At 73.8% G+C, this 24,819-nt stretch carries 19 protein-coding genes; all 19 read right to left on the bottom strand.

Annotation, left to right across the window (positions count from 1 at the left end; translation table 11 throughout):
- Positions 1-5: 5 nt before the first annotated feature.
- From rfbC to BJ961_RS09525, 19 genes are read right to left on the bottom strand one after another with little or no spacing between them, the layout of a single operon-like run.
- Complete coding sequence (rfbC, locus tag BJ961_RS09435) at positions 6-557, bottom strand: dTDP-4-dehydrorhamnose 3,5-epimerase (RefSeq protein WP_271320855.1); 552 nt, start codon at positions 555-557, stop codon at positions 6-8.
- Entirely contained in the window at positions 554-1,795 is a 1,242-nt protein-coding gene (locus BJ961_RS09440; RefSeq protein WP_271320856.1) for a polysaccharide pyruvyl transferase family protein, read from the bottom strand. Before BJ961_RS09440 ends, rfbC begins: the two co-directional genes overlap by 4 nt.
- On the bottom strand, positions 1,792-2,739 hold the full coding sequence (locus BJ961_RS09445) for a glycosyltransferase family 2 protein (protein WP_271320857.1): 948 nt from the start codon (positions 2,737-2,739) through the stop codon (positions 1,792-1,794). The genes BJ961_RS09440 and BJ961_RS09445 overlap by 4 nt, the downstream gene beginning before the upstream one ends.
- Complete coding sequence (locus tag BJ961_RS09450; RefSeq protein WP_271320858.1) at positions 2,736-4,046, bottom strand: MATE family efflux transporter; 1,311 nt, start codon at positions 4,044-4,046, stop codon at positions 2,736-2,738. The genes BJ961_RS09445 and BJ961_RS09450 overlap by 4 nt, the downstream gene beginning before the upstream one ends.
- Before the next feature lie 5 nt (positions 4,047-4,051).
- A complete protein-coding gene (locus BJ961_RS09455) occupies positions 4,052-5,335 on the bottom strand; it encodes a DUF4910 domain-containing protein (RefSeq protein WP_271320859.1) in 1,284 nt (427 codons plus the stop codon).
- Positions 5,323-6,348 carry an NAD-dependent epimerase/dehydratase family protein gene (locus BJ961_RS09460; RefSeq protein ID WP_271320860.1) on the bottom strand — a complete coding sequence of 342 codons (1,026 nt, stop codon included), beginning with the start codon at positions 6,346-6,348 and terminating at the stop codon, positions 5,323-5,325. Before BJ961_RS09460 ends, BJ961_RS09455 begins: the two co-directional genes overlap by 13 nt.
- 3 nt (positions 6,349-6,351) lie before the next feature.
- Positions 6,352-6,999 carry a PIG-L deacetylase family protein gene (locus tag BJ961_RS09465; RefSeq protein ID WP_271320861.1) on the bottom strand — a complete coding sequence of 216 codons (648 nt, stop codon included), beginning with the start codon at positions 6,997-6,999 and terminating at the stop codon, positions 6,352-6,354.
- Positions 6,996-7,805 carry a glycosyltransferase family protein gene (locus BJ961_RS09470; protein WP_271320862.1) on the bottom strand — a complete coding sequence of 270 codons (810 nt, stop codon included), beginning with the start codon at positions 7,803-7,805 and terminating at the stop codon, positions 6,996-6,998. The genes BJ961_RS09465 and BJ961_RS09470 overlap by 4 nt, the downstream gene beginning before the upstream one ends.
- On the bottom strand, positions 7,802-9,037 hold the full coding sequence (locus BJ961_RS09475; protein ID WP_271320863.1) for a class I SAM-dependent methyltransferase: 1,236 nt from the start codon (positions 9,035-9,037) through the stop codon (positions 7,802-7,804). The genes BJ961_RS09470 and BJ961_RS09475 overlap by 4 nt, the downstream gene beginning before the upstream one ends.
- Entirely contained in the window at positions 9,034-10,275 is a 1,242-nt protein-coding gene (locus BJ961_RS09480) for a glycosyltransferase (RefSeq protein ID WP_271320864.1), read from the bottom strand. The genes BJ961_RS09475 and BJ961_RS09480 overlap by 4 nt, the downstream gene beginning before the upstream one ends.
- A gap of 2 nt (positions 10,276-10,277) precedes the next feature.
- Positions 10,278-11,543, bottom strand: a complete 1,266-nt coding sequence (locus BJ961_RS09485) for an O-antigen ligase domain-containing protein (RefSeq protein ID WP_271320865.1) — start codon at positions 11,541-11,543, stop codon at positions 10,278-10,280.
- A gap of 1 nt (position 11,544) precedes the next feature.
- Complete coding sequence (locus BJ961_RS09490) at positions 11,545-13,122, bottom strand: right-handed parallel beta-helix repeat-containing protein (protein WP_271320866.1); 1,578 nt, start codon at positions 13,120-13,122, stop codon at positions 11,545-11,547.
- 16 nt (positions 13,123-13,138) lie between these two features.
- The gene (locus tag BJ961_RS09495; RefSeq protein WP_271320867.1) at positions 13,139-15,103 is read right to left on the bottom strand and encodes a heparinase II/III family protein; all 1,965 of its coding nucleotides are present in this window, start codon (positions 15,101-15,103) and stop codon (positions 13,139-13,141) included.
- On the bottom strand, positions 15,100-17,313 hold the full coding sequence (locus BJ961_RS09500) for a bi-domain-containing oxidoreductase (RefSeq protein WP_271320868.1): 2,214 nt from the start codon (positions 17,311-17,313) through the stop codon (positions 15,100-15,102). Before BJ961_RS09500 ends, BJ961_RS09495 begins: the two co-directional genes overlap by 4 nt.
- Before the next feature lie 16 nt (positions 17,314-17,329).
- Positions 17,330-19,264: an asparagine synthase (glutamine-hydrolyzing) gene (asnB, locus tag BJ961_RS09505; protein ID WP_271320869.1), complete on the bottom strand. Its 1,935-nt coding sequence runs from the start codon at positions 19,262-19,264 to the stop codon at positions 17,330-17,332.
- Between the two features lie 2 nt (positions 19,265-19,266).
- Entirely contained in the window at positions 19,267-20,793 is a 1,527-nt protein-coding gene (locus BJ961_RS09510; RefSeq protein ID WP_271320870.1) for a Wzz/FepE/Etk N-terminal domain-containing protein, read from the bottom strand.
- Positions 20,790-22,247, bottom strand: coding sequence for a Wzz/FepE/Etk N-terminal domain-containing protein (locus BJ961_RS09515; protein WP_271320871.1), 1,458 nt, complete (start codon positions 22,245-22,247; stop codon positions 20,790-20,792). Before BJ961_RS09515 ends, BJ961_RS09510 begins: the two co-directional genes overlap by 4 nt.
- Complete coding sequence (locus BJ961_RS09520) at positions 22,244-23,509, bottom strand: glycosyltransferase family 4 protein (protein WP_271320872.1); 1,266 nt, start codon at positions 23,507-23,509, stop codon at positions 22,244-22,246. Before BJ961_RS09520 ends, BJ961_RS09515 begins: the two co-directional genes overlap by 4 nt.
- Positions 23,499-24,815: a nucleotide sugar dehydrogenase gene (locus BJ961_RS09525; protein ID WP_271320873.1), complete on the bottom strand. Its 1,317-nt coding sequence runs from the start codon at positions 24,813-24,815 to the stop codon at positions 23,499-23,501. Before BJ961_RS09525 ends, BJ961_RS09520 begins: the two co-directional genes overlap by 11 nt.
- Between the last annotated feature and the right edge of the window lie 4 nt (positions 24,816-24,819).

Genomic DNA, 24,819 nt, shown 5'->3' on the forward strand with positions numbered 1-24,819 from the left:
CGGCCTCAGCCCTCCCTGTGCTTCAGGACCTCGGCGAGGCTCGGCGCCTTCCGGTCCCGCCCGGACGCCGTCGTCACCGGCAGCGGCCAGGGGATGGCCAGCTCCGGGTCGTCGAAGGCGATCGTCACGTCCTCGGACGGATCGTGCGGGCGGTCGATCCGGTACGAGGTGTCGGCGGTCTCCGTCAGCGCCTGGAAGCCGTGCGCGCAGCCCGCCGGGATGTACAGGGTCGCCTGCGTCTGGTCGGACAGCTCGAAGAAGGCCCGGCCCAGGTAGGTCGGGGAGTCCGCCCGCAGGTCCACGACGACGTCGAAGATCCGCCCGTACGAGCACCGCACCAGCTTGGCCTCGCCGGTGCCGGAGCGCAGGTGCAGGCCCCGCAGCACGCCCCGCACCGAGCGCGAGACGCTGTCCTGGACGAAGGCGTGCGGGTCCAGGCCCACCGAGCAAACCACGTCGGCGTCGAAGGTGCGGGAGAAGAAGCCGCGTTCGTCGGCGAACGGCGTCGGCTCGAACAGGTACGCGCCGGAGATCTCCGGGACTTCGGTCGCCTTCATGGAGTCTCCTGCCGGGCGGGGCCGTGGGCGTGGTCGGTCGGCTCGGGGAACAGCGACGTGGCCAGGGCGGCGAACTGCTCCTCCACGCGCCGGGTGACGGCCACGTTCCGCTCGGAGAGGGTGCGCCGCACCCGGCCCGACCGCCGCTCCAGCTCGCGGAACTGTTCGAGCAGCCGGTCGGCGTCGGCCTCGCGGGCCGGGTGGCAGAACGCGCCCATCCCCATCTCGGCCATCAGCGCGTCGCTCTTCGCCGAGTAGCTGAGGGCGAGGGTCGGCGTGCCGACCTTCAGGGCGCAGACCAGGTTGTGGTACCGGGTCGCCACCACGGCGTCGGCACACGCCGTCTCCTTCATCAGGTCGGCCAGCGAGGCCGCCTCGGCGACGGTGACCAGCGGCGAGCCCACCGCGTCGACGATCGCGGCGGCCACCGGCCGGTCCAGCTCGTCGCCGGTGAGCAGCCGGACCGGCCTGCCCTCCTCGACCAGCGCGCGGACGAACCGCGTCGTCCCGTCGAGGTAGCGCCCGTGGATCTCCTCGGCCACGGCCCGCTCGTCGTTGCTCCCGTGGAAGTCCATGACGCCGACGCAGACCGGGCCCCGCGACTCCGAGGGCTCGACGGCGGACGCCGCGGGCAGGGCGAACACGAGGTCCGCGTAGACCTCGTCCCGCGCGGTGTTCACGCCCATCGCCCGCATCGCGTCGCGCGACTGGGTGTCCCGGTAGGACCGGTACGCGGCGAGCCGTGTCGACCAGCGGGTCAGGACCCGGGTCGACCGGTTGCCGATGGGGCCGGCGCCGACGCTGACCAGCGCGACCCGGGTGCCGAACAGCCGGCCCGTCAGGCAGAGCAGGAACAGCGAGTACGGAAAGCCCCAGGGCCGCAGCGGCAGCGTCGTCTCCAGGACGCCGGTGCCCGGCACGATCACCGCGTCGTGTCCGCGCACCCAGGCGGCGGTGCGGTAGACGTCGACGAGTTTGCCCAGCCCCTTGGCCGCGATCGCACCCGCACGCGACGCGGTCCGGTACTCCCCGCGGTACCAGTTCAGCCGCGTCGCGGGAACCCCGTACCGGGTCGCGACGGTCTCGGGGCCGCCGCACATCGCGTCCAGGACCGCGTCGGGGCGAGCGGCCCGGAGATGGTCGAGCACGGCTTCGAGCGACCCGTCGTTGCCGCTGTTGCCGGCGCCGAAGAGGCCGAACACCCCGACGCGTAAAGGCTTCTCGTGCATGGAGGTCATGCCTGCTTTCCCTGGCGGCCGGCGACGAGGTCGTCGACGGAGACGGTGAGTCGGTCGGGGTCGACCGGAGCGCGGTCCTCGACCCGCTCGCCGGCACCGGGCCGGGCCCGGCTGGTCATCCACGCGGCCAGGTGGCCGTAGCACGCGCGCCGGTCGGCCGCGGACAGCGGCGCCCGCCGGACCGCCGCGACGAACCCCCAGACGTACTCGGCGAGCAGTCGGGGTGTCGGGTGCAGCGGGCCCGCCCGGCGCGGGTCCAGGTTGACGCAGCGGGAGCGTTTGGAGGGGTTGGCCCGTTCGGCCCGGGTGGGGTGGTCGCGGCGAAAGTACAGCAGCTCCGGCACCTGGTGGAAGGGCCCGTGCAGGGTGATCTCGGCGACGAAGGTGCGGTCGGCGTGGTGGTAGCTGTCGTGCGGCTTCACCCGGCGCAGCACGTCGGCCCGCATCACCCCGTAGAAGTCGTCGCCGCCGGGCTCGAACAGCAGGCTGCGGAAGCGCTCCGGCGCGTGCGGCGAGTCGGTGGCGAGCCCGTACTCGTAGGGGACCTTCACCTTGCCGTCGCCGTCGATGACCGCCTGGCCGGAGTGCGCGAGGACCACCTCCGGACGCTCGTCCAGGGCCTCGACGCAGCGCCGCAGCAGGTCCCGGGCGTACAGGTCGTCGTGCGAGGCCCACTTGAACAGTTCGCCGCGGCACTCGGTGAACACGTGGTTGTGGTTCGGTGCGGCGCCGATGTTCCGGGGCAGCCGGAGGTACCGGACGCGCGAGTCCTTCGCGGCGTACCGGCGGCAGATGTCCTGGGTCCCGTCGGTGGACGCGTTGTCGCAGACGACCAGTTCGAAGTCCTCGTAGGTCTGGCCGAGCAGGGCGTCGAACGACTCGGCCAGGTACTCCTCGCCGTTGTAGACGGGCAGGCCGATACTCAGCCGGGGGTGGGGGGTCATGGGTTCCTCGCTTCAGGAATCGGATGGTGGTGACGCTCGCGCAGGGCCGCCCGCAGTTGCAGCCACCACACGGCCGAGCCGCACAGGGACGCGGCCGCGACGCCCCAGGCCGAGCCGATCGTGCCGCCCGCGACGGCCCCGCCGAGCCCGCCGCCGACGTAGCAGGCGGAGGCGAACAGCTGGCAGCGCAGGCTGCGCCGGGCCGCGGCGAGGGCGCGCAGGCCGCCGGCCGCGCCGGTGCCCAGGCCGGCGGCCGCGACACTGAGCGTGACCGGCACGATGAGTGCGGAGGCACCGCTCCAGACGTCACCGAGGACGAGCTCGCCGAGCCGGTCCGGCATCAGCAGCAGCGCCGCGCCCCACAGCAGCGCGGCGACGGTCTGCCCGCCGCCGAGGAGCAGGCAGAACCTGCCCAGCCGCTCCGGGGCCTGCCGCAGCACCCGCGCCGCCTCCGGGACGGTGACCAGCGACAGCCCCATCAGCACGGCGAGGAACGGGCCCAGCAGGAGTTCGGCGCCCCGGACCTCGCCCACGGCGCCGACCCCGACGATCGCGCCGAGCCCGTACGCCCGCAACTGGCTCGCGCCGCTGAGGCCGACGTTCTCGACCAGGTACCGGGTGCCCAGGTCGCGGTGGTCGCGCAGCCACTCGCGCGCCTCGGCCGGCCGGGGCCGGATGCGGGACTGGACGCAGCCGTACACGGCGGCCACCGCGGCGGACGAGCCCCAGGCGAGGATGAAGGCGGCCACGCTGCCCACCTGGGCCGCCACCACCATGGCCGGGACGAGGGCCACGCCCCACACGACGTCGTTCACGAACGCCTTGCGGCCGTCACCGGCGGCGAAGAACGCGTACCGCCAGGCGTCCTGCAGCAGCAGCCCCGGCAACATGACACCGAGTCCGGCGAACGCGGGCCCCACGTCGCCGCCCACCCCCAGCCCGGCGGCCAGGCACACGGCGCCGATGACGGCACCGACGACGAGCGCGGTACCCGACGACCGCGCCACCGCCCCGCGCCAGGAGGCCTCCGGCACGCCGCTGAAGCGCACCACGAGCGGGTCGGTGGCCAGGCCGCGGGAGACGTTCAGCACCACGCCGTAGGTCACCCAGGCCAGGCTGAACGCGCCGAACGCGGTCAGCCCCAGCGAGCGGGCCACGTAGATTCCCACCACGAAGTTGGACAGGCTGGAGGCCGCCTGGTCGGCCAGCCCCCAGGACAGCCTGCCGACGATGCCCCGGGTGCCGGTCCGCCGGCCGGGTCCCGGCCGGTTCGCCGCGGGCGCCGTCTGCTCCTCCCCGGTGGTCATCGGCGTCACGCCTTGATCAGCCCGGCGCCGTGCAGGGCGCCGGCCGCGTCGGCGACGGTGTCGAACGGCAGCCCCGACCGGTCGGCGACGTCCAGCAGGCTGTGCGCGCCGTCCGAGAGGTTGAGCACCCACAGCATGGCCAGCTGCGCCTGCTTCGCGTCGCTGCGCCCGCCGAGCGGGTCGTACAACCCGCGCCGCCCCAACTGCGGTTCCCCGTACGGGCTCTGATTGACGTAGCGCCGGTTGCGGTCGAGGACGGCGAACGCCTCGCGGCAGACGGCGAGCGTGTCCGCCATCGCCTCGGGGGAGACGAAGTCCAGGTTGTCCGCCGAGGTGTGGTACTCGGGATAACCGGCGTAGGGCGTCCGGGTGAGCGAGCCCACGCCGAGGTCGAACCCGGGCGAGCAGTACTGCCGCTCGTCATAGCCGTACGGGGTGAACCCGGCGACGCGGTGCGGCCGTTCGGAGGCGGTGAGCACATGCCGCAGCACCCGGTCGATCTCCGCGTCGCCGTGCCGGCTCTGCTTGTACGTCAGCGGGCCCGGGTCGCCCGCGCAGGCCAGCACCAGGCCGTGCTTGACCCGCTCCACCCGCTCCCTGTTGCGGGCCAGCCAGGTGATCGCCCCGATGGTGCCCGGCGCGAAGACGAACCGGTAGGTGTAGTACGGCTGCTGCTCCGCCAGGGCCCGGGCCAGGAAGACGGCCACCGCGATGCCGGCCAGGTTGTCGTTGGCCAGCGAGGGATGGCAGACGTGGCAGGAGACGAGCACCTCGTCGGGGACCTGCCCGGGGACCACGTGCTCGGCGTAGGTGAGGTGGCCGTCGGCGAGGGTGGAGTCGACGCACACCTCGTACTCGCCGTCCGGCAGCGCGTCCAGGGTCTCCTGCGCCAGGCAGAAACCCCACTCCGGCTTGTAGTAGCTGGTGCGGTACGGCACCCAGGACGGGTGGTCCGGCAGGGTGTGCAGGTGCGGGCGCAGCTCCGACAGGGGCATCGTCGCCGACACCGGCACGCTGTAGCCGAGCACATGGAGGCTCGACTCGGCGAAGTCGACGACCCGGCGGCCGGACCCGTCGGCGATGTACGCGTCCCGGATGTTCCACTCCTGCGGCACCGTCCAGTCGAGCACCTGCGTCCCGGTCGGCACCTCGTGCACCCGCAGCGGAAGGTACTCGCCGACGATGTCCAGGGTGGCGCGCACCCCGTCGCCGGTGATGCTCCGGCACAGCGGGTACATCCGCTCCACCAGGGCGTGCATCTCCTCGCCCGCCCGGGTCACCGGCGCCACCGCAGGGTGTCGTCGACGGCGCCGGACTCGGAGGCCGCGCGCAGCACGGCGAGGCGGGTGAAGCGCCGCTCGAAGTCCTCCCGGGTCAGCCCGTGCTTCCGATAGGCGTCGGCGAGTTCGAGCGCGCCCTGCTTCACCGTCCACTCGCAGTCGAAGCCGGGGATCGCGGCGCGGAACCGGGAGAAGTCCACCCGGTAGGACCGCGGGTCCGCACCGGTCTCCCCGGTGATCACCACCTTCGAACCGGCGACCGCCGCGGCGACCTCCTCGGCGATCTCGGCGACCGTGACGTTGTTGACCTCGCTGCCGATGTTGAACGCCCGGTCGTGCACCGCCTCCCGCGGTGCCACCAGCGCCGCCGCGAAGGCCCGCGCGATGTCGGCGGCGTGCACCAGCGGGCGCCACGGCGTGCCGTCGGAGAGCACCAGCACCTCGCCGGACAGGAGCGCGTGGCCCACCAGGTTGTTGAGCACGATGTCGGCACGCAACCGGGGCGAGTACCCGAAGGCCGTGGCGTTGCGCATGTACACCGGGCTGAAGTCGCCGTCGGACAGCGCGTGCAGGTCGTCCTCCACCCGCACCTTGGACTCCGCGTACGGCGTCACCGGACGCAGCGGCGCGTCCTCGCCCACCAGGTCGCCACCACCGGCGGCCCCGTAGACCGAGCAGGTCGACGCGTACAGGAAACGCTGCACCCCTGCGTCGCGGGCCAGCCGGGCCAGACGCACGGACGCGTGGTGGTTGATGTCGTAGGTCAGCTCGGGTGCCAGCGATCCCAGCGGGTCGTTGGAGAGCGCGGCCAGGTGGATCACCGCGTCCACCCCGGCCACGTGCTCGGCCGTGAGGTCGCGCAGGTCCACCCGCTGCCCCGGGGGGTCCGCGGGCGTCGGACCCAGGACGCAGTCGGCGAACAGGCCGGCGTCGAGACCGACGACCTCGTGTCCGGCGGCCGCGAGCACCGGGGCCATCACGGTGCCCAGGTAGCCCTGGTGTCCGGTCAGCAGTACGCGCAAGGTTCATCCCTCCAGGTCGAGCATGAGTTTGGTGACGGCGAACGCCTCGGCGTAGCGCTCGTGGCTTTCGATCCCGCGGATCCGGGCGAGGCCGAGGAAGGCCTCCCGGTCGTACCAGGGCCGGTGCCGCTGCGAGGGGTAGTGCTCCTGCAGCAGCCGCACCTTGCGCTCCGCGATCTCGGCGGACAGCGGCTGGTACGCCGTCGGGCGGCCCAGGTCGCCGTCCCACTTGACGATCTCGTAGCCCAGGACGAGATGGTCGCGGAACGCGGTGGTCATCAGCTTCGCCAGGCAGCGGTGGTCCTGGTGGGCGTCGTCGGTGCGCGGCGCCAGCACGAGGTCCGGCTCGCTGCGCGCCCGCAGCTCCTCGACCGCGCCCTTGGCCTCCTCCCAGTGCGCGGGCACCCGGCCGTCCGGCAGCTTCAGCACGGTCAGCCGCAGGTCGGCGCCCGGGCAGAAGGCGGCGAGCGCGGCCCGCTCCTCCCGCTCCCGCTCGCCGCCCCCGCCGGACAGCACCAGCGCGTCGACGCGCAGCCCCGGCCGCGCCCGGCACATCGCCAGCAGGGTGCCGCCCGCGCCGATGGCGATGTCGTCGCAGTGCGCGCCCACCGCGACGATCCGCTCCGGGCTCCCGGCCCCGAGCCGGATCACGCCCGTACCCCGGCCGGGTGCGCCGCCGCGCCGTCCCGCTCCCACACGGCCCACGGGCGCTCGCCGCGGGTGTAGGCGGCGTCGAGCGCGGCCCGCTCCTTCACGGTGTCGGTCGGCTTCCAGAAGCCCCGGTGCTGGTGCGCCACCAGCCGCCCCCGCTTGGCGAGTTGGGCGCAGCCGTCGGCGACCAGGTCGCCGTCCTCCGGTATGTGGTCGAAGACCTCCTGGCGGAGCACGAAGTAGCCGCCGTTCTCCCACAGCGGCAGTTCGCTCACCGCGGTGATGCCTCCCACCAGCCCGTCCTCGCCCAGGTCCACGCAGTGGAACGAGGACTGCGGCGGCACCACCATCATCGACGCGCCGGCGTCGCGCCGGGCGAAGTTGTCGATCATCGTCGGCAGCGGGGCGTCGGTGAGCACGTCGGCGTAGTTGGCGAGGAACATCTCGTCGCCGTCCAGGTGGTGGCGCACCCGGCGCAGCCGTTCCCCGATCGGCGACTCGATGCCAGTCTGCGCGAAGGTGATCGTCCAGTCCGAGATGTCGGTCGACAGCAGCTCGGTCCGTCCGCCGCGCAGGACGAAGTCGTTGGACGTCGTCTCCTCGTAGTTGAGGAAGAAGTCCTTGATGTGGTGCGCCCCGTAGCCGAGGCACAGGATGAACTCCCGGTGCCCGAAGTGCGCGTAGTAGCGCATGACGTGCCAGATCAGCGGGCGCGGGCCGACCATCGCCATCGGCTTGGGCACGTCGTCGGATGCGCCGCTGCGCATGCGCATCCCGTAACCGCCGCAGAACAGTACGACCTTCATGACTTCCCCTCGACGATGCTCAGGTTCGGCACGGGAAAGACCAGCCGGCCGCCCCAGTCGTGCACGAAGGACAGCTGCTCGACCAGCTCGGCCCGCAGGTTCCACGGGAGGACGAGCACGTAGTCCGGCCGGTCGGCGGCGATGCGCTCGGGCGGCAGGATCGGGATGCGGGTGCCCGGGGTGAACCTGCCGTGCTTGTACGGGTTGCGGTCGACCGTGTACGCGAGCAGGTCCGGCCGGACGCCGCAGTGGTTGAGCAGGGTGTTGCCCTTGCCCGGGGCGCCGTAGCCGACCACCGTCTCGCCGCGCTCGGCCGCCTCGACAAGGAACCGCAGCAGGTCCCGGCGCACCTTGGCCACCCGGGCGGAGAACTCGGCGTACCCGGTCAGCTCCTGGAGCCCGGCGGCCTTCTCCCGGTCCAGCACCTCGGCCACCCGGGCGCTCGGCTCGCCGGCCGCCCCGGCCGGACGGGCCCACAGCCGGATGGAACCGCCGTGCGTGGGCAGCAGTTCGACGTCCACGAGGGTGAGCCCGCCGCTCGCCAGCGCCCGGGCCGCGGACGCGACCGTGTAGTACTGGAAGTGCTCGTGGTAGATCGTGTCGTACTGGTTCTCCTCGATCAGGGTCAGCAGGTGCTGCACCTCGACGGAGACCCAGCCGTCGTCGGCGACCAGGGCGCGCAGGCCCTCGGTGAAGCCGACGACGTCGGGTATGTGCGCGTACACGTTGTTGGCCACGACCAGGTCGGCAGGTCCGTGCTCCGCGCGGACGGCCGAGCCGGTCGCCGGGTCCAGGAACGCGGTGAGCGTCGGCACCCCCGCCTCCCGCGCCGCCGCCCCCACGTTCACCGACGGCTCGACGCCCAGGCAGCGCACCCCGCGGTCCACCAGGTGCTTCAGCAGGTAGCCGTCGTTGCTCGCCACCTCGACCACGAAGGCGTCGGAGTCCAGGCCCAGCCGGTCCACGGCGTCGGTGACGAACGTACGCGCGTGCTCCACCCAGGACGTCGAGTAGGAGGAGAAGTACGCGTACTGCGTGAAGGTCTCCTCCGGCGTGATCAGCGGCGGTATCTGCGCGAGCCAGCAGTCGGTGCAGACCCGCAGGTGCAGCGGGTATGTCGGCTCCGGCCGGTCCAGTTGGTCCGCGGCGAGGAAACTCTCGCACGGCGGCGTCGCCCCCAGGTCGACGACGCTCGCCATCGCATCGGAGCCGCAGAGTCGGCATCGTGTCATGTGCTGTCCCCATCCCCCCTGCCCACGCGGGTGTCCCCGCCGCGAGCCATGGCCGACCGCCCCGCGATCGCGGTGCGGTACCCCTCCACGAGACGCTCCAGCCCGACGGCCGGGCTGAAGTCCCGCTCGTAACGGCGCCGGGCCGCCTCTCCCATCTCCCGGCCGAGGCCGGGAGCGGCCGTGATCCGGCGCAGACAGGCCGCGAGCGAGGCGGCCTCGCCCGGCCGGTGCAGCAGCCCGCTCACCCCGTCCTCGACCAGTTCGACGAAGGCGCCGTGACCGGCGGCGACGGCCGGGACCTCCGCCGCCATCGCCTCCACGACCACCAGGCCGAACGCCTCCAGCCACGTCGAGGGAGCCACCACGGCCACCGACCGCGCGACGATGCGCCCGCACTCGGCCGGGTCCAACAGGCCGGCGTAGCGCACGTCGTCCCGGCCCGCGGCCCAGGCGGTCACCTCCCGCTCCAACGGCCCCGTGCCGGCGATCACCAGCGGCACGCCCACACCGCCGTCGGCGGCGATCTCGTCCCACGCGGCCATCAGCAGCCGGATGCCCTTGGCCTCGGCGAGCCGGCCGAGGTACAGCAGGTGCTCGCCGGGGCCCGAGCGGCGGACCTCCGGCTCCGGCACGAAGTTGTGCTTCACCGCCAGCCGCCCGGCCGGCATCCCGGCCCGCACCAGGACCTCGCGCTGCGCCGCCGAGATGCAGAAGAACCGGTCGACCCCGGACCACCACCGCCGCCGGTTGACCGACAGGCCGACCGCGAGCGGCACCGTCGCCAGCCGGGAACCGCGGTAGCAGCCGTGCCGGACCGCGGGCAGCGGCGTCGAACCCACGCACTCGGCGCACGGCCGGCCGTCCCGCTGCAGCGTGCCGGGCGGGCAGACCTGGGTGTAGTTGTGCAGCGTGGCCACGGCCGGCACGTCGACGTCGGCACAGGCCGCCAGCACCGCGGGCGACAGGAGCGGGAACACGTTGTGGACGTGCACCACGTCCGGCCGCCCCGTGCGCAGCCGCCCGGCCAACTCGGTGCGGACCCCCGGATTCCACGGCACGAGCAGCGGCACCGCCACCTTGCCGAGCAGGGACCGCCCGGCGATGTCGTCGCTGCGCCGCTCGAACACCTCGACGCGATGGCCGGCCGCCCGCAGCAGCGCCACCTCCTGGTCGACGACCCTGTTCTCCCCGCTCGGCTGCGCGGAGTTGTAGCGGTTGTGCACCACGAGGACGTGCATGGTCAGATCACCTCCGAACTTCGGGCCCACCGCGGGACACGCCGTCGAGAGGGCTTCTCGAACGCCGTGCGGGCCTCGGACGGCGTGCGGGGCGCGTCCGCCCCACCGCCGGCGGCGGGTGCCGCGAGCAGGGAGGCGGCCACGGCCAGATGCAGCAGGTACGGCGAGGCGTCGCCCAGACCGGCCTCGGTGTAGGACGCGAGCGCGCAGTAGCTGATCAGGAAGATCGCGCAGGCCCTCGGCAGCGACGGCGGCCGCAGCAGCGCCACCCCGCCCAGCACGACGACCACCGCCGCGACCAGGGCGATGCCGGTCAGCCCCTGCTCGTGGTAGACGGCCAGCCAGCTGTTGTCGATCGGCAGCCCGTCGAAGGACTTGTCGCCCAGGCCGACGCCGAACCATTCCTCCCCCGTGGTCCGGGGCGCCGCCAGCAGGGCGTCCCAGACCTTGGCCCGGCCGGTCAGGTTGCTGAAGTTCTCCTGGCTCTGGCCGCGCAGGAACCACGCGTGCAGCGCGGAGGCGAACCCGACGGCGGCCACCGCGGCGCACAGGGCCGCCCAGGCGAAGAACCGGCGGGCCGCGGCACTGGTCAGCACGAGCGAACCGATCGCCAGCACCAGACCGACGAGCAGCCCGAGCATGGCCGTGCGGGTGTGGGTCAGCAGGAGCACGGCCAAGGACGGCACCACGACCAGCGCCGCGCTGCGCCCGTCGGTCCGGCGGCCCACGACGAGCAGCACGGTGAGCCCGATGATCACCGCGGCGTACTGCCCGATCTGCGGCGGCGTCAGCGGCCACAACGCGCCGACCAGCCGCCCGCCGTAGACGTCGGGCAGGGCGGCGCCGGGGGAGACCAGCGCCCCCGCGACCACCGACGCGAGCACCGCGAAGTAGATCCGGATGTGGTGCCGGACGAACGTCAGGCCGCCGTCCCACCAGCGGCTGAGCAGCCACAGCGTGGCCACGAAGACCGCCAGCCGGCCGCAGCGGAACAGCGCGCCGAACCCCGCCTCCAGGTCCGCGCTGGAGATCAGGCTCGGCACCAGCAGCAGGGTGAGCAGGAAGACGTACGCGCTGGGCCGCACCCGCAGCCGGAGGTTGAGGGCCAGCGCCAGCGTGAACGCGCCGACCAGCGCCCCCATGGTGACCATCTGGATGAGCGAGCGGGGCAGCGGAACGATGGTCTCCGCCCCGGTGGAGCCGAGGGTGTTGAGGATCAGCAGCCCCCAGGCCGTGCCGACCGCCTTCGGTGTGCGGTTCGCGTCCATCTCAGCCCCCCGCCCGCGGGCCGAGGGTGCTGCCCGCGTCCTGCCGGTAGGGCTCGGCCTGCCACCGGTCGAAGTCCAGCACCCGGCTCGGGTCGTGGACGACGAACTTCCACGGCCCGACGTAGACGTTGTCGTGCCAGCGGTTGTGCTGGTCCAGGGTGATCGCCTCGGCCACCCGCTCGCCCTGGTAGGGGGACCAGTCGGGGTACGTGCCGTAGTTGGCGAGCACCGCCATCCGGTCGCACTTCTCGGTGCAGTCGAGGACGGACTTGTCCAGCACGAAGCGGTTGTCGTGGATGTCCACCCGCTGGGTCTTCCACCGGCAGTCGGCGTACAGCGGTGCGGAGGCGATCCCCGGCCGGGCACATCGGTCGGGGCTGTCCACCAGCAGCGTGCAGACGCCGGAGGAGGTGTTGGCCGGGCTGTTGCAGAACCGGTCGGCGTTCTCCCACAGGGTGATCCCGGACCAGTTGTCCTCCAGCACGTTCCGGTAGATCTCGATCCTGTCCGTGCGGGCCGGGACCCGGGGTTCGCCGCCGGACTCGGACACGTAGACGGTCGCGAACGGGAAGTCGTCGCCGCGCTCGGCGTACCTGCGGCCCTCGACCCGGTTGTTCCCCCGGATCGTGTTCCGGCGGACGACCGCGTTGTAGCTGGTCTCGTAGATCAGCGCGGCACCGTCGTTGGCCTCCAGCACGTTGTCCTCGATGAGGAAGTCGTTGTTGTTGGTGTCCGCCCACAGCCCGGTCCCGCGGTTGTCGTGCACCCAGTTGCCGCGGATGTCGGCGCCGTCGACGGCCCAGAACTTGACGCCCCCGGTGCAGCCGCAGCCCTCACGCCGCAGTTCCCAGTCGCCGGTGTTGTTGCCGGTGATCTCGTTGCCCTCGACCACCAGGTCGCGGAGGGGGCCGTCGCCCTTGTACGCGTTCATGCCGTACTGCCCGTTGTCGCGCAGGCAGCTGGCGCGCACCTGCTGGCGGGCACCGGCCATCAGCCCCGCGCCGGAGTTGTCCCGGATCGTCGTGTGCTCGACGACCCACCCGTCGGCCGAGTCGTGGTTGACGACGCCCTCGTCGTGCGGCGCGACGAAACCCCGCACGGTCAGATGGCGGATGGTGACGTCGGGCGCCTTGCCGCCGAACGCGTACTGGTTGGTCTTCCGGCCGTCCAGCACCGCGCCCGGCGCCCCGAGGTAGGTGTCGCCCTCCTTCGGGGCGACCTGCGCGTAGCGGTCCGGGGCGAGCGTGTGCGTGCCGGGACGCAGCCAGAACGTGGTGTGCGGGGGGCTGCTTCCGGTCTTGGCCGCCAGGTCGCCCGGGACGGCCGGGTCGACCGTCACCGCGCCCGCCGGTGCCTTCGCCGGACCGGGCTCGGGATCGGCGCACACCCGGGCCGCGGACGGCGCCCCTGAGGCGGACCCGGACCCGGACCCGGACGCGGACGCGGACGCGGACGCGGACGGCGCGTCGGTCGGCTGCGGCCGTGCGTCCGACGTGCCGCTGTCGCAGCCGGCCGTCGCCAGCAGGACCAGTACCAGCGGCGCCACCGGCCAGGCCCGGCGCCCCCACGTGCTCCCCACGCGCCCTCCCTCCTTCCTAGCCTCGGAACCCGAGGACGGTGGTGAACCCCCGGGAGCCGTCGGTGAAGCCGGTGCCGACCAGCGTCGTGGCGGGCTCCTTGCGTCCGAAACCGGGGGAGTACCAGCCCAGCGGCGGTGCGGTCTCGCCGCGACGGGCCCGCCAGGACAACTCCCCGGGCAGGTCGAGCACGGCGGAGCGCTCCTCGCCGTCCACGGCCCAGGTCAGCACCGCACGGTTCCCGTCCAGTTCGGCGGCGACCGCCGGGCCGAGGTGGAACGCCAGCCGCACCGCCCGGCGCGGGCCGCTCACCTCGTCCACCACCCTCAACCGGCCGCTCGCGGGGTCCAGTTCCACCCGGCGGCGGTGCACGGAGGGCCCGTAGCCGTCGTGCTCGGCCAGCCAGCGCGACGGCCCCTCCTCGGACGTCTCCGCGACCAGGACGCGGCTGCGGGCGTGCCGGGTCCACAGGAACGGACCCCCGGAGGCGGACTGGTCCCCGCCGTCCAGTTGCAGGGTGTTGTGGCCGAGGGTCGACCGGAAGTACCGCCGCCACTCGGGCTGTCCGTGGTAGCAGAACGTCCCCGGGTCGGCGAGCACGTCGACCCCGTCGTGCCGGACCTCCACGGCCAGCGCGTCCGCGTGGGCGTGCGCGGCGATGGACAGGAAGCCGTGCGGCCCGCCGTCGCACCGGCACCAGATCCCGGACGGACTGCGCAGAACGGTGAGCCCCGCGTCGGCGAAGTGGCCGGGCCGGCTCGCCGGACGCCGGACCCGCCGCGCCGCGTCCGGCCGGGCGTCCGCGTCCGGCCGCACGAGCGCCGCCAGCAGCGTGGTGCGCACATCGGTGCCGGTCACCACCGGCCACCAGTCGAGCCGACCGAACACGGCGTCCCCGGTGGCCAGCAGCGAGCCCCAGCGGTCGGTGCCCGCGCCGTCCACCACCAGACCGTGCCCGTCGTCCGCGTCCCCCTGGCGCGGTGGCCGCAACCGGCCGTCCACGACGGCCGCGAGCGCGTCGGTCATCCGCAGCAGCACCAACCGCACCGACGGCGGGACCGGTACCCGGGCCGCGTCCGCCTCCGCCAGCGCGGCCAGCCCCAGCTCCAGCACCAGCCCGTGGTACTCGGTGGCCAGCTCCCGGTTGAGACCGGAGCCGAACGTGTTGCCCCGCAGATGCCGGTCCAGCGACCGCAGCGCCTCGGCACGCCAGCGCGCGGAGGCGGGGAACCACCCGAACGCGCAGGCCGCCGCGAACTGCCCCGCCGTCTCGGCGACGGCGTGGTTGTTCGCCGAGGAACCCCGGCTCGGGAAGGCGGCCAGCCAGCGCTGGTGGTGCCAGATCTGGTCCCGCGCCACCGGGTTGCCCTCGAACAGGGCGGCCGCGCCCGGCCAGCCGTCGAGCAGCCTGCGGACCCACACCCACGACAGCAGCCGGATACCCAGCTCGATGCCACTGGTCCAGTGCACCGAGCGCAGCGGCGGGTTGGCCGCCCACCACGACCGCAGGTGCGCGGCCACCCGCTCCGCGTACCGGTCGTCGCCGGTGAGGGCGTAGGCGGCGGCGAGCCGGGTCAGGTACTGGTGCCGGGAGGGCTCCCAGATCTGCTTGATGTCGCCGACCGCGTCCTCGTCGCGGTACGGCACGTCGAAGGCGTAGCCCGCCGGGGCCCGGCGCCCGGTCTTCGGGTCGTACGCCCAGTCCGGGTCGGCCAGGTCGTCGCGGGCCACCCCGAAGAACTCGGCGTGCCCGTCCATCAGCCGGTCCGCCTCGGCGACCAGACGCTTCGCGGCGTCCGGCGGCACCGCGGCGAGCGTCCCCGCGGGCAGTACGGCGGTGAACCGCGCGCCGGTCACCGCGGGGCTCTTAGGCGGCGCGGACCGCCAGCGCCGCCTGCGCACCGCGTCGCCCACCCGGCCGCCGACCTCCCGCGGCCCCATCCGGGACAGGCGCCGCAGGTACCAGCCCGTGCTCATGGTCATCGCGCCCCCGCCGTGTCGCCCGCCGCGGTCCGAGCCAGCGTCACCAGCACACCACCGGCCAGGCCCGCCCCGACGGCGAGGGTGGCCGCGGTCGTGGCGACCAGCGACTCCAGCGGCACCGGCATCGGCCCGCCGGTCCGCACGGCCCCGACGAACGCGGCCAGTTCGGCGTTCTGGCCCTTGTCCCGGGCCTTGGGCAGCCGCGAACTGACCCACCGCCTGCGGCCGTCCCAGACCGAGGCCCGCACGAAGTCGTCCAGCCGCAGCACCCTGCCGTCCGCGACCAGGTCCAGGGTCTCCTTGGGGAAGCCCGCAGCGCCCGTGGTGACATAACTGACGGTCGCGGTGGACTCGTCCGGGTAGCGCAGGACGACGTGGAGATCCTCGTTGCCCGAGGCGGCGACCGCGTACACCGACACCGGGTCGGCGCCGAGCAGCCAGCTCGCCGTGTCGACGAAGTGCCCGCCCTCGCCCGCGAACCGCGAGCCCTCGGTGCCCTGCCGAAGGTACCAGCTGCCGTGGTCGAGCCGGCCCGCGTTGACCAGGTAGCGCAGGCTCGCCGGACCGGTGCGCTCCCCGAACCGCGTCCTGGCCTCCTGGAGCAGGGGCGCGAAGCGGCGGTTGAAGCCCACCTGCAGCCGGTCGTTGCCGGACTCCTCCACCGCGGCGAGCACCCCGGCCAGCTCCTCCTCGGTGAGGGCCAGGGGCTTCTCCACGAACACCGCCTTGCCGGCCAGCAGCGCCCGCCGGGTCAGGTCGGCGTGCGAGCTGTGCCGGGTGACCACGAACACCGCGTCGACGGACTCGTCGCCGAGCACGGCGTCGAGGTCGGTGGTCGCCCCGGCGAAGCCGAACTTCCGCTGCGCGTTGGCCGCGGACAGCGCCGTCGTGGTGACGACCGTCGACAGCTCGACGCCGTCGCGCCCCGCGAGGTGCGGCAGCAGCATCGACGTCGCGTAGTTCCCGGCGCCGACGAACGCGACGCGCACCGGCCGGTTCGCGACCCGGGCCGGGGCGGGCGCCCCGACCCCCGGCCGCACCGCGGGCACCGCCACCGTCGGCGCCGCCGCCCCCGGCTCCGCCGTAGCCCCGGGGTACCGGAACAGCACGGCCACGGCCTTCACCTCGCCGTCCTTCAGCCCGCGGTACGTCTCGACGGCGTCGTCGAAGTCGGCGACCCGGGAGACCAGCGGCTCCACGTCGACGCGGCCGCGGGCGACCAGATCGAGGAAGCACGCCAGATTGCGGCGCTCGGTCCAGCGGACGTAGCCGATCGGGTAGTCGCGCCCCTCCAGCTCGTACTCCGGGTCATAGCGGCCGGGGCCGTAACTGCGGGAGAACCGGACGTCCAGCTCCTTCTCGTAGTACGCGTTCCACGGCAGGTCCAGGCGGCACTTGCCGATGTCCACGACCCGGCCCCGGTCCCGGCACAGCCGGGCGGCCAGCTCGACGGGCTGGTTGCTGCCGCCGCCCGCGGCCAGATACACCTGGTCCACACCGTGACCGTCGGTCAGTTCGGCGACCGCGCTCTCCACGGCCGCCGACGCGGGGTCGCCGCAGGCCGCCGCGCCCAGCCGCTCGGCCAGCTCGCAGCGCTCCGCGTCCGGGTCGGCCCCGACGACACGCACCCCCGAGGCGGCCAGCAACTGCACCACCAGCTGCCCGATCAGCCCCAGCCCGACCACCAGGGCCACCTCGCCGAGCCGCGACTCGCCCTGGCGCACCCCCTGCAACGCGATCGACCCGACGGTGCCGAAGGCCGCGTGCCGCGGCGCGAGACCGTCCGGCACCGGGGCGTAGAGGTTCTTCGGCACCCAGTTCAACTCGGCGTGCAGCGCGTGCTCGTTGCCCGCGCAGGCCACGAGGTCGCCGACCTTCACGTCGTCGATCCCCGCGCCGACCTCCTCGACCACCCCGCACAGCGAGTAGCCCAGCGGCGTGTAGGAGTCCAGCTTGCCCATCACCTTGCGGTAGGTGGCGGGCACCCCGTTGGTGGCCACGCTCTGCACGACCTTGGCCACCTGGTCCGGCCGCGAGCGGGCCTTGCCCACCATCGACATGCCGGCCTCGGACACCTTCATCAGCTCGGTCCCGGTGGAGATCAGCGAGTACGCGCTCCGCACCAGCACACCGCCCGGCTTGCACCCCGGCACGGGCACGTCGAGCAGCGCCAGCTCGCCGCTCTTGTAGTTCTGCACAACCTGTTTCACCGGAAGTCCTCTGTCTCTACGCCGTCGGGGAAGGGGTCGGGCCGGACCCGGAGGTCGCGCCGCGGTACCAGTACTCGAGGGTCAGCACGTGCCACAGATGCTTGGAGAAGTCCTGCTGTCCGGCGGCGTCCTCGGCGACCATGCGCGCCAGCGCGTCGCGGCGCAGGATCCCGGATCTGACCAGCTCGCCGTCGTTCACCACCTCGCGCACCAGCGGCGCGAGGTCCCGACTCATCCAGGCCCGCAGCGGGGCGCTGAACAGGCCCTTGGGCCGGTACACGATCTCCCGGGGCAGCACCGAGACGGCCGCCTCCTTGAGGACCGCCTTGCCCTGCCGTCCGGCGATCTTGCGGTCGCCCGGCACGGCGAACGCCGCCTCCACCACGTCGACGTCCACGTACGGCACCCGCACCTCGGTCGACGCGGCCATGCTGGAGCGGTCCGTGTAGGCGAGGTTCAGGCCCGGCAGGAACATCCGGGCGTCGCCCAGGCACATGCGGTTGACGAAGTCGTCGAGGTCGTTGTCCCGGTAGACGTCCGCGTGCTCGGTCAGCACGTCGTCGACCGTCCCCGCGAGATCCGGATCGACCAGGGAGAGCAGCTCGTCCCGGTCGTACATGGTGTAACTGCGCCGGAACGCCGTCTCCTCCGGCAGATCGGCGAAGGAGAGGAACCGCTTCGCGAAGCGCACCGACCTGAGCCCCCGGCGGGACGTGGCGACCGGCAGCCGCCCGACGGCCGCCGACACCCCGCGCCGCAGGGGCCGCGGGACGCGCTGGTAGCGCAGCGCGAGCAGATTGGCCAGGTGCTTGCGGTACCCGGCGAACAGCTCGTCCGCGCCCATCCCGGACAGCATCACCTTGACCCCGGCCTCCCGGGCGGCCGAGCAGATCAGGAAGGTGTTGATCGCGGCGGGGTCGCCGATCGGCTCGTCCAGGTGGTACGTCATCCGGGGCAGCAGGTCCAGGACGTCCGGGGCGATCTCGATCTCGTGCAGGTCCACGCCGAACCGCTCGGCCACCTGCCGCGCGTAGCGCAGGTCGTCCGGCATCGCCTCGAACCGGGCGTCCTCGGCGCGGAACCCGATGGTGTAGGCGGAGATCCCCGGCCGGTGGCGGGCCGCCAGCGCGGTCAGGTAGCTGGAGTCCAGACCGCCGGACAGGAACGTCGCCACGGGCACGTCGGAGAGCAGATGGCGCCGGGTCGACTCCTCGACGACGGCCGCGAGGTCCGGCACCTCGCCGCTCCGGGCCCGCTCGGCGCCCCGGGCGGCGACGTCCCGCAGCCTCCAGTACCGGCCGCGCTCCACCCGGCCGTCGGCCCGGCACCGCAGCCAGCTGCCCGGCGGCAGCTTCTCCGCCTCGCGGAACGCGCACCGCGAGTCCGGCACCCAGTAGTACAGCAGGGAGGCCACCAGCGCCGCGTGGTCCACCTCCAGCTTCCCGCCGGTCACCGCGGCGAGCGCCTTCAGCTCGGAGGCGAACACCAGGCCCTCGCCGCGCCGCAGCAGGAACAGCGGCTTGATCCCCAACTGGTCGCGGGCGAGCACCAGATCACCGGTGCGCTCGTCGAAGACCGCGAACGCGAACATGCCGCGCAGCCGGGGCAGGCAGTCCGTGCCCCACCGCCGCCAGGCCTCCAGCAGCACCTCGCTGTCGGACGTGCCGCGAAAGCGCACCCCGGCGGCCGCCAACTCGGTGCGCAGCTCGGGCGCGTTGTACAGCTCGCCGTTGTACGTGAGGACGAGGCCGTCCGAGACCATCGGCTGGGCGCCGGTGTCGGACAGGTCGATGATGGCCAGCCGGCGGTGCCCGAGGTGCACCTCGCCGTCACCGGCCGCGTGGCTGTACCGTCCCGCCCCGTCCGGACCGCGGTGGGCGAGGACGTCGGTGAGCCGGTCGGTCACGGCCTTCCCGTCCGGCCAGCGGTAGGTGCCTGCGATGCCACACATGTCTAGCGTGCCTCCTGGTCGCTGTCCGGAACCCCGGCCGGCGCCGACGGCCGCTCGGGCCGCGGCCGGCCGGTCCCGTTGTGCCGGGCCCGCCGCTCGTCGGGGCCGCGCGGGGCGAGGGTCGCCCCGTCCCACAGGGTGCCGTCGGTCCGGTCCCGCGGATCGGGGTCGATCAGCACCACCCCGATCACCTCGACGCGCTGGTCCGCGAGCTGCCGCGCCACGGTGTGCAGCCAGGCGGCGCTGCCGTGCCCGGCCCGCACGACGAGCACCGTCCGGTCGCCGAGGTGGCGCAGGTCGGTCCACGCCGTGCCGGGCGCGACCGAGCCCACGCCGAGCCGGCGTGTCTGCCGCGGTTCGGCGGCGGCACGCTCGCCGTCGACCACGGGCGGTCCGCCCGACTTCCCGCGGGCGTCGGCGAGTCGGGTGCCGGGCAGGCCGTCGACGACGACCACGGGTCCGTCCTCGGCCAGCGCCCCGGCGACGTCCAGCGCGATCACGCTCGTGCCGCGCGCACAGCCCAGCTCCAGCAGCGACACCGGTTCCGCGGAGCGGCGCACGAGGCGCGTCAGGGTCCCGGTGAGCCGTTCGCGGGCCGCCCGGGTCCGCCGGCGCTGCCACCGCCCGCCCGGCCGGCGGGGTGCGCGGCGCAGTTCCGCGAGGACGGAGGCGCCCAGGTTCGCCGCGATCTCCCGGCGCAGCACGGGGCGGTCCGCCACCACCGCGGAGACCGCGGCCAGCGCCAGCCCGAGCACGAGGCCGAGGACGAGCCCGATCGCGGCGTCGGTGGCGAGGGCCCTGGGCAGCGAGTGCCGCACCGCGCGCGGCGCGTCCACGATCTGCGTCCCGGCGACGACCCTCGGCGCCCCGGTGCGCGCCTCGGCGGCACGCTGGTCGAACTCGGCGATGCGCGAGTCGAGTTCGGCCCGGCGGGCGAAGAGCGTCTCGAGGCTCGCCGACGCCGTCGGGTCGGTGTCCGGAGAGCGGCCCCCGATGGCCCTGTTGACCTCGGCGAGTTCGTCCCGCATGCGGTCGCGCTGGTCGAGCAGGGCCTTGGACTCGGCCGCCGCGGCCTCCCGCATCCGCCTCACATGGTCCGCGACGAACGCGTCGGCCAGCGCCTTGGCCCGGGCCACCGCCTCCGCGTCGGTGTCACCCGTCACCTCGATCCGCAGCAGGTTGTTGGTCAGGCCGGTGCCCCGGTAGTCCCGCATGAAGTCCTCCGGCTTCTGCGAGGAACCGAGGGCGCGCAGGGCCCGGTCGGCGATCTGCGTGGTCGTCAGCAGTTCGACGTCGGTGCGGATCAGCGTTCCGGTGTCGTTCGGCTGGTCCTCCTGGTGCGCGACCAGCACCTTGGTCTCCGCGGTCGGCGCCGGCGGCAGCAGGACGGCCACCGCCGCTCCCGCCAGCATCCCCAGCAGCGCCAGACAGCACCACAGGCGGCGGCGCCTGCGCACCGCCACCACCAGCGACTGCAGGTCCAGCAGCGGAGCGGCGGCCGACGACTGCGCGGTCGGGCTCGTCGTCACACGGAACCTCCCGTCACCCGGCCGCGGACCGCGTCCGCCGTGGTCGGGCCGGCCGCCTTCGCGTCCGCGGCATCCGCGTCCCCGTCCGTGTCCGCGTTGGCGGCGTCGGCGTCGGCGGCGTTCGCGTCGGCCGCGGGGCGGCCCGCGGGCGGACGGCCGGCGGAGCGCGCCGGACGCGTGCGGACCGTGCCGGCGACGACGACCCCGACGACCTCGTGGCCGCCGTCCGCACACGCCTCGCCGATGCCGGTGAGTTCCTCCGCGGTCCAGCTGCCCGCGCTCAGCACGACCAGGGCACCGGACTCGGTGTCGCGGTCGGGCACCATCGGCCGGGACACCGACACCGGCGCCACCCGCAGCAGCGGATCGCCCTGCGCCTCGGTGACCAGCCGTCCGGCGGCCCGGCGGGCGGTCTCGTCGCCGTCCGGGACGACCACCAGCAGCCGCCGGGGGGCCGGCTGCCGGTCCCGCAGCCGGGCACACACCCGCCGGTAGCGGACGCCCGCGTCGGCCTCGGTGCCCGGCGTCCGCGGGTCCGGCAGGTCCCACCGGGTGTCGGTGCCCAGGATCCGGCGCGTCCGCGCTCGCGCGCCGCGGGCCTTCACCCGGTGCGCGGCCCGTTCATGGGCCACGTCGACGGTGCCCAGCAGTGCCGAGCCCAGCACCGCGGCGATCTCCGCCTCGCCGCGCGGCCGGCGGTCGACCCGTGCGGCGGCGAGGTGACCGACGACCGCGAGCACGAGGAACAGCAGCGCCCCGCCCCCGACGAGCTGCACCCGCGTCGGGGGTGCCTCGCCGGTCGGCCGGGCCGCCGGTCCCATGACGACCATGCCGGCCCGGTGGTTCGCCGATTCCGTCTCGTCCAGCTTCTGCACGGCCTCCTGCAGCGCGGTGCGCAGCTGCTCGAGTTCGGTGCGCGCCTGCACGCTCTCCACGGTCTGCCCCGGATCGGCGGAGGCGGCCAGCTCGCTGATGCGGCGGTTGGTCTCAGCCACCTGCTCCCGCAGCGTCTCGGGTGCCGTCGCGCCGGTGCCGGCGCCGCCGCCCGCGATCCGCGCGGCGTAGGCGACGAACTGCTGGGCCACCTGGTCGGAGAGTCGCTGGGCGCGCTCCGGGCTCTCGTCCGTGCCCGAGATCTTGATGATGTTCCCGTCGGCGGCCTTGGCGCTCACCCGGTCCCGCAGCTCGCGGCCGTCGACGCCGGGCAGGCGGAGCGCGGCGGCGGCGCGGTCGACCACCGCCGAACTGGTCGCGACCTCCGCCTGGGTCAGCAGCTCGCGCTCCTCCCACTGCCCCGGCAGCAGGACGGACGCCGACGCCGTGTAGCGCGGCGGGAACAGCAGCGAGACGCCGTAGCCGACGAGGGCGCCGACCACCACGAGGACGGCGAGCAGGCGCCGCCTGCGACGGAGCATCCGCCCGATCGTGACCAGGCGTATCGTGTCATCGCTCAACGGCGCTGCCTTCTCCCTGTGCCGAGCGGGCCGCCCGCCGGCACCGGCCCGCGGTCACGGCAGGCGGCGGCGTACGCGGCGAGCAGCGACGCCTGCGAATGCCGCCAGGAGAGCGGTCCGTCGATCCGCTCCTGGCCGATCTTGCCCATCCGGGCCCGCTTCTCCGGGTCGTCCAGCAACCCCGCGACGAGCCGGGCGAACTCGCCCTCGTCGTTGGCGGGCGCGTAGACGGCGGCCTCACCGGCGGAGACCCGCGCCTCCCGCAGCTCGAAGGAGACGATCGGCCGGCCCATCGCCATGTACTCCAGGACCTTGTTCATGGTCGACACGTCGTTGAGCGGATTGCGCGGGTCGGGGGAGAGGCACACGTCCGCGGTGGACAGGTAGCGCACCAGGTCGGCGTCCGGAACGCGCCCGGTGAACTCCACCTGCCCGTCGAGGCCGAGCCGCCGGGACAGCTCCACCATCGCGTCGAAGGCGTCGCCGGAACCGACGAACACCGCGTGCCAGTCGGTCCGCCCGAGGTCGTCGCGCAGCTTCGCCAGGGCCCGCAGGGCGTAGTCGACACCGTCCTGGGGGCCCATGACGCCCAGGTAGCACAGCAGGTGCGGCTTGCCCCGCTTCAACTCCGGTTCCGCCGGGACCGGTTGGAAGCGGTCGGTGGCCGGTGCGCTGCGCACCACGAACACGTCCTCCGGCCGCCGCCGGCCGCGGCGCACGGCGACGTCCCGGTAGCTCTCGTTCGTGGCGAGCACGATGTCCGCGGCCCGGTACGTCATCCGCTCCAGCGCGCACACGGCGCGGTAGAGCAGGTCCCGGCCGCGGCCGAACCGGGAGAGGTACAGCTCCGGCACCAGGTCGTGCTGGTCGAAGACGAACCGCGCGCCGCGCCGCTTCAGCCACAGCGCGGGCAGGAACAGCAGGTCGGGCGGGTTGCAGGCGTGGACCACGTCGACGGGGCCGACCCTGCGGGCCAGCCGGGCCGTGTGCCAGAGCGCCGAGCCGTACTCCCGCAGGTAGCCGGCCGGTCCTCCGGTGGCCGCGCGCAACGGGTAGCGGTGGATCCGCACCCCGTCGACGACCGCCTCCGCCTCGGTGTCCCGTCTGCCGCCCCGGGGGCAGACGACGTGCACCTCCCAGCCCGCGTCGCGCAGCGTCGTGCACTCCTGCCACACCCGCCGGTCGAAGGGCACCGACAGGTTCTCCACCAGGACCAGCGCGCGCCGCCCCGGCCGCTCGTCGAACGTGCTGTCACCAGGCAAGGCCCACGTACCCCGGTTCGGTCCGGCGCGCGTCGGCGTCGGGAAGGCGGATGAGGTCGACGATCACCGGTCCGTCACCGTGCGGCAGCGCCGCCAGCACGGCCGGGTCCCTGGTGCCGACCAGGCACACCTCGGCGTGCTCCAGCACCTCGTCGACGGAGTCCGCGAGCAGTTGCGCCAGGTGCGGCAGCCGGGTCTCGACGTACTCGCGGTTGGCGCCGAGCAGCCGGGACAGGCTCACGTTGGCGTCGTGGATCTTGAGGTCGTATCCCTTGCCGAAGAGTCTCTCCGCCAGTTCGACGAGCGGGCTCTCCCGGAGGTCGTCGGTGCCGGGTTTGAAGGACAGTCCGAACAGGCCGACCCTGCGCTTGCCGGTGCGCTCGACCAACTCCACCGCGCGCCGCAGGTGTTCGGTGTTGGAGGGCAGTACGTGGGAGAGGATGGGCACCGAGACGTCGGCCCGCTGCGCGGCGTGGATGAGGCTGCGCAGGTCCTTGGGCAGGCAGGAGCCGCCGAAGGCGAAGCCGGGGCGCAGGTAGGCGGGGCTGATGTTCAGCTTGCGGTCGGCCAGGAACACGTCCATCACCTGGTGCGAGTCCACCCCGAGGGCCTGGCAGACCGCGCCCAGTTCGTTGGCGAACCCGATCTTGAGGCCGTGGAAGGCGTTGTCCGCGTACTTGATCGCCTCGGCCGTCGGCACCGGCACCCGGAACACCTCGCCGGGCAGGCCGTCGTACAACCGCGCGACCACGTCGCCGCTGGCCGGGTCGAGTTCGCCGATGACGGTCTTGGGCGGGTCGAAGAAGTCCCGCACGCTCGTGCCCTCGCGCAGGAACTCCGGGTTGACCGCGACCCCGATGTCCACCCCGGCCGTGCCGCCGAGGTACTTCTCCAGGATCGGCACCAGCAGGTTCAGGCAGGTGCCGGGGAGCATGGTGCTGCGGAACACGACGGTGTGCCGCCCGCCCCGCTCGGCCAGTGCGGCGCCGATCTCCTCGGTGACCCGTTCCAAGTACGTCGTGCACAGGCTGCCGTTGGGCTCCGACGGTGTGCCCACGCAGATCAGCGACACCTCGCTGTCCATGATCGCCTCGCGGACGTCGGCGGTGGCGCGCAGCGCGCCGGTGCCCACGACGTCGGATATCAGCTCGCCGATCCGCTCCTCGACCACCGGTGCCCTGCCGTCGTTGACCAGGTCGACCTTGACCTGGTTCACGTCCACCCCGACGACCTCGTGACCCATGCTCGCCAGGCACGCGGCCGACACGCAGCCCACGTAGCCGAGCCCGAAAACGCTGACCCTCATGACA

The organism is Streptomyces lienomycini (assembly GCF_027947595.1).
In the GTDB taxonomy this organism is placed as follows: domain Bacteria; phylum Actinomycetota; class Actinomycetes; order Streptomycetales; family Streptomycetaceae; genus Streptomyces; species Streptomyces lienomycini.

Bases quoted from the DNA above. Each gene is read 5' to 3' on its own strand.
- rfbC (WP_271320855.1), bottom strand. From the start codon at position 557: ATGAAGGCGACCGAAGTCCCGGAGATCTCCGGCGCGTACCTGTTCGAG.
- BJ961_RS09440 (WP_271320856.1), bottom strand. From the start codon at position 1,795: ATGACCTCCATGCACGAGAAGCCTTTACGCGTCGGGGTGTTCGGCCTC.
- BJ961_RS09445 (WP_271320857.1), bottom strand. From the start codon at position 2,739: ATGACCCCCCACCCCCGGCTGAGTATCGGCCTGCCCGTCTACAACGGC.
- BJ961_RS09450 (WP_271320858.1), bottom strand. From the start codon at position 4,046: ATGACCACCGGGGAGGAGCAGACGGCGCCCGCGGCGAACCGGCCGGGA.
- BJ961_RS09470 (WP_271320862.1), bottom strand. From the start codon at position 7,805: ATGAAGGTCGTACTGTTCTGCGGCGGTTACGGGATGCGCATGCGCAGC.
- BJ961_RS09475 (WP_271320863.1), bottom strand. From the start codon at position 9,037: ATGACACGATGCCGACTCTGCGGCTCCGATGCGATGGCGAGCGTCGTC.
- BJ961_RS09480 (WP_271320864.1), bottom strand. From the start codon at position 10,275: ATGCACGTCCTCGTGGTGCACAACCGCTACAACTCCGCGCAGCCGAGC.
- BJ961_RS09485 (WP_271320865.1), bottom strand. From the start codon at position 11,543: ATGGACGCGAACCGCACACCGAAGGCGGTCGGCACGGCCTGGGGGCTG.
- BJ961_RS09495 (WP_271320867.1), bottom strand. From the start codon at position 15,103: ATGACCATGAGCACGGGCTGGTACCTGCGGCGCCTGTCCCGGATGGGG.
- asnB (WP_271320869.1), bottom strand. From the start codon at position 19,264: ATGTGTGGCATCGCAGGCACCTACCGCTGGCCGGACGGGAAGGCCGTG.
- BJ961_RS09525 (WP_271320873.1), bottom strand. From the start codon at position 24,815: ATGAGGGTCAGCGTTTTCGGGCTCGGCTACGTGGGCTGCGTGTCGGCC.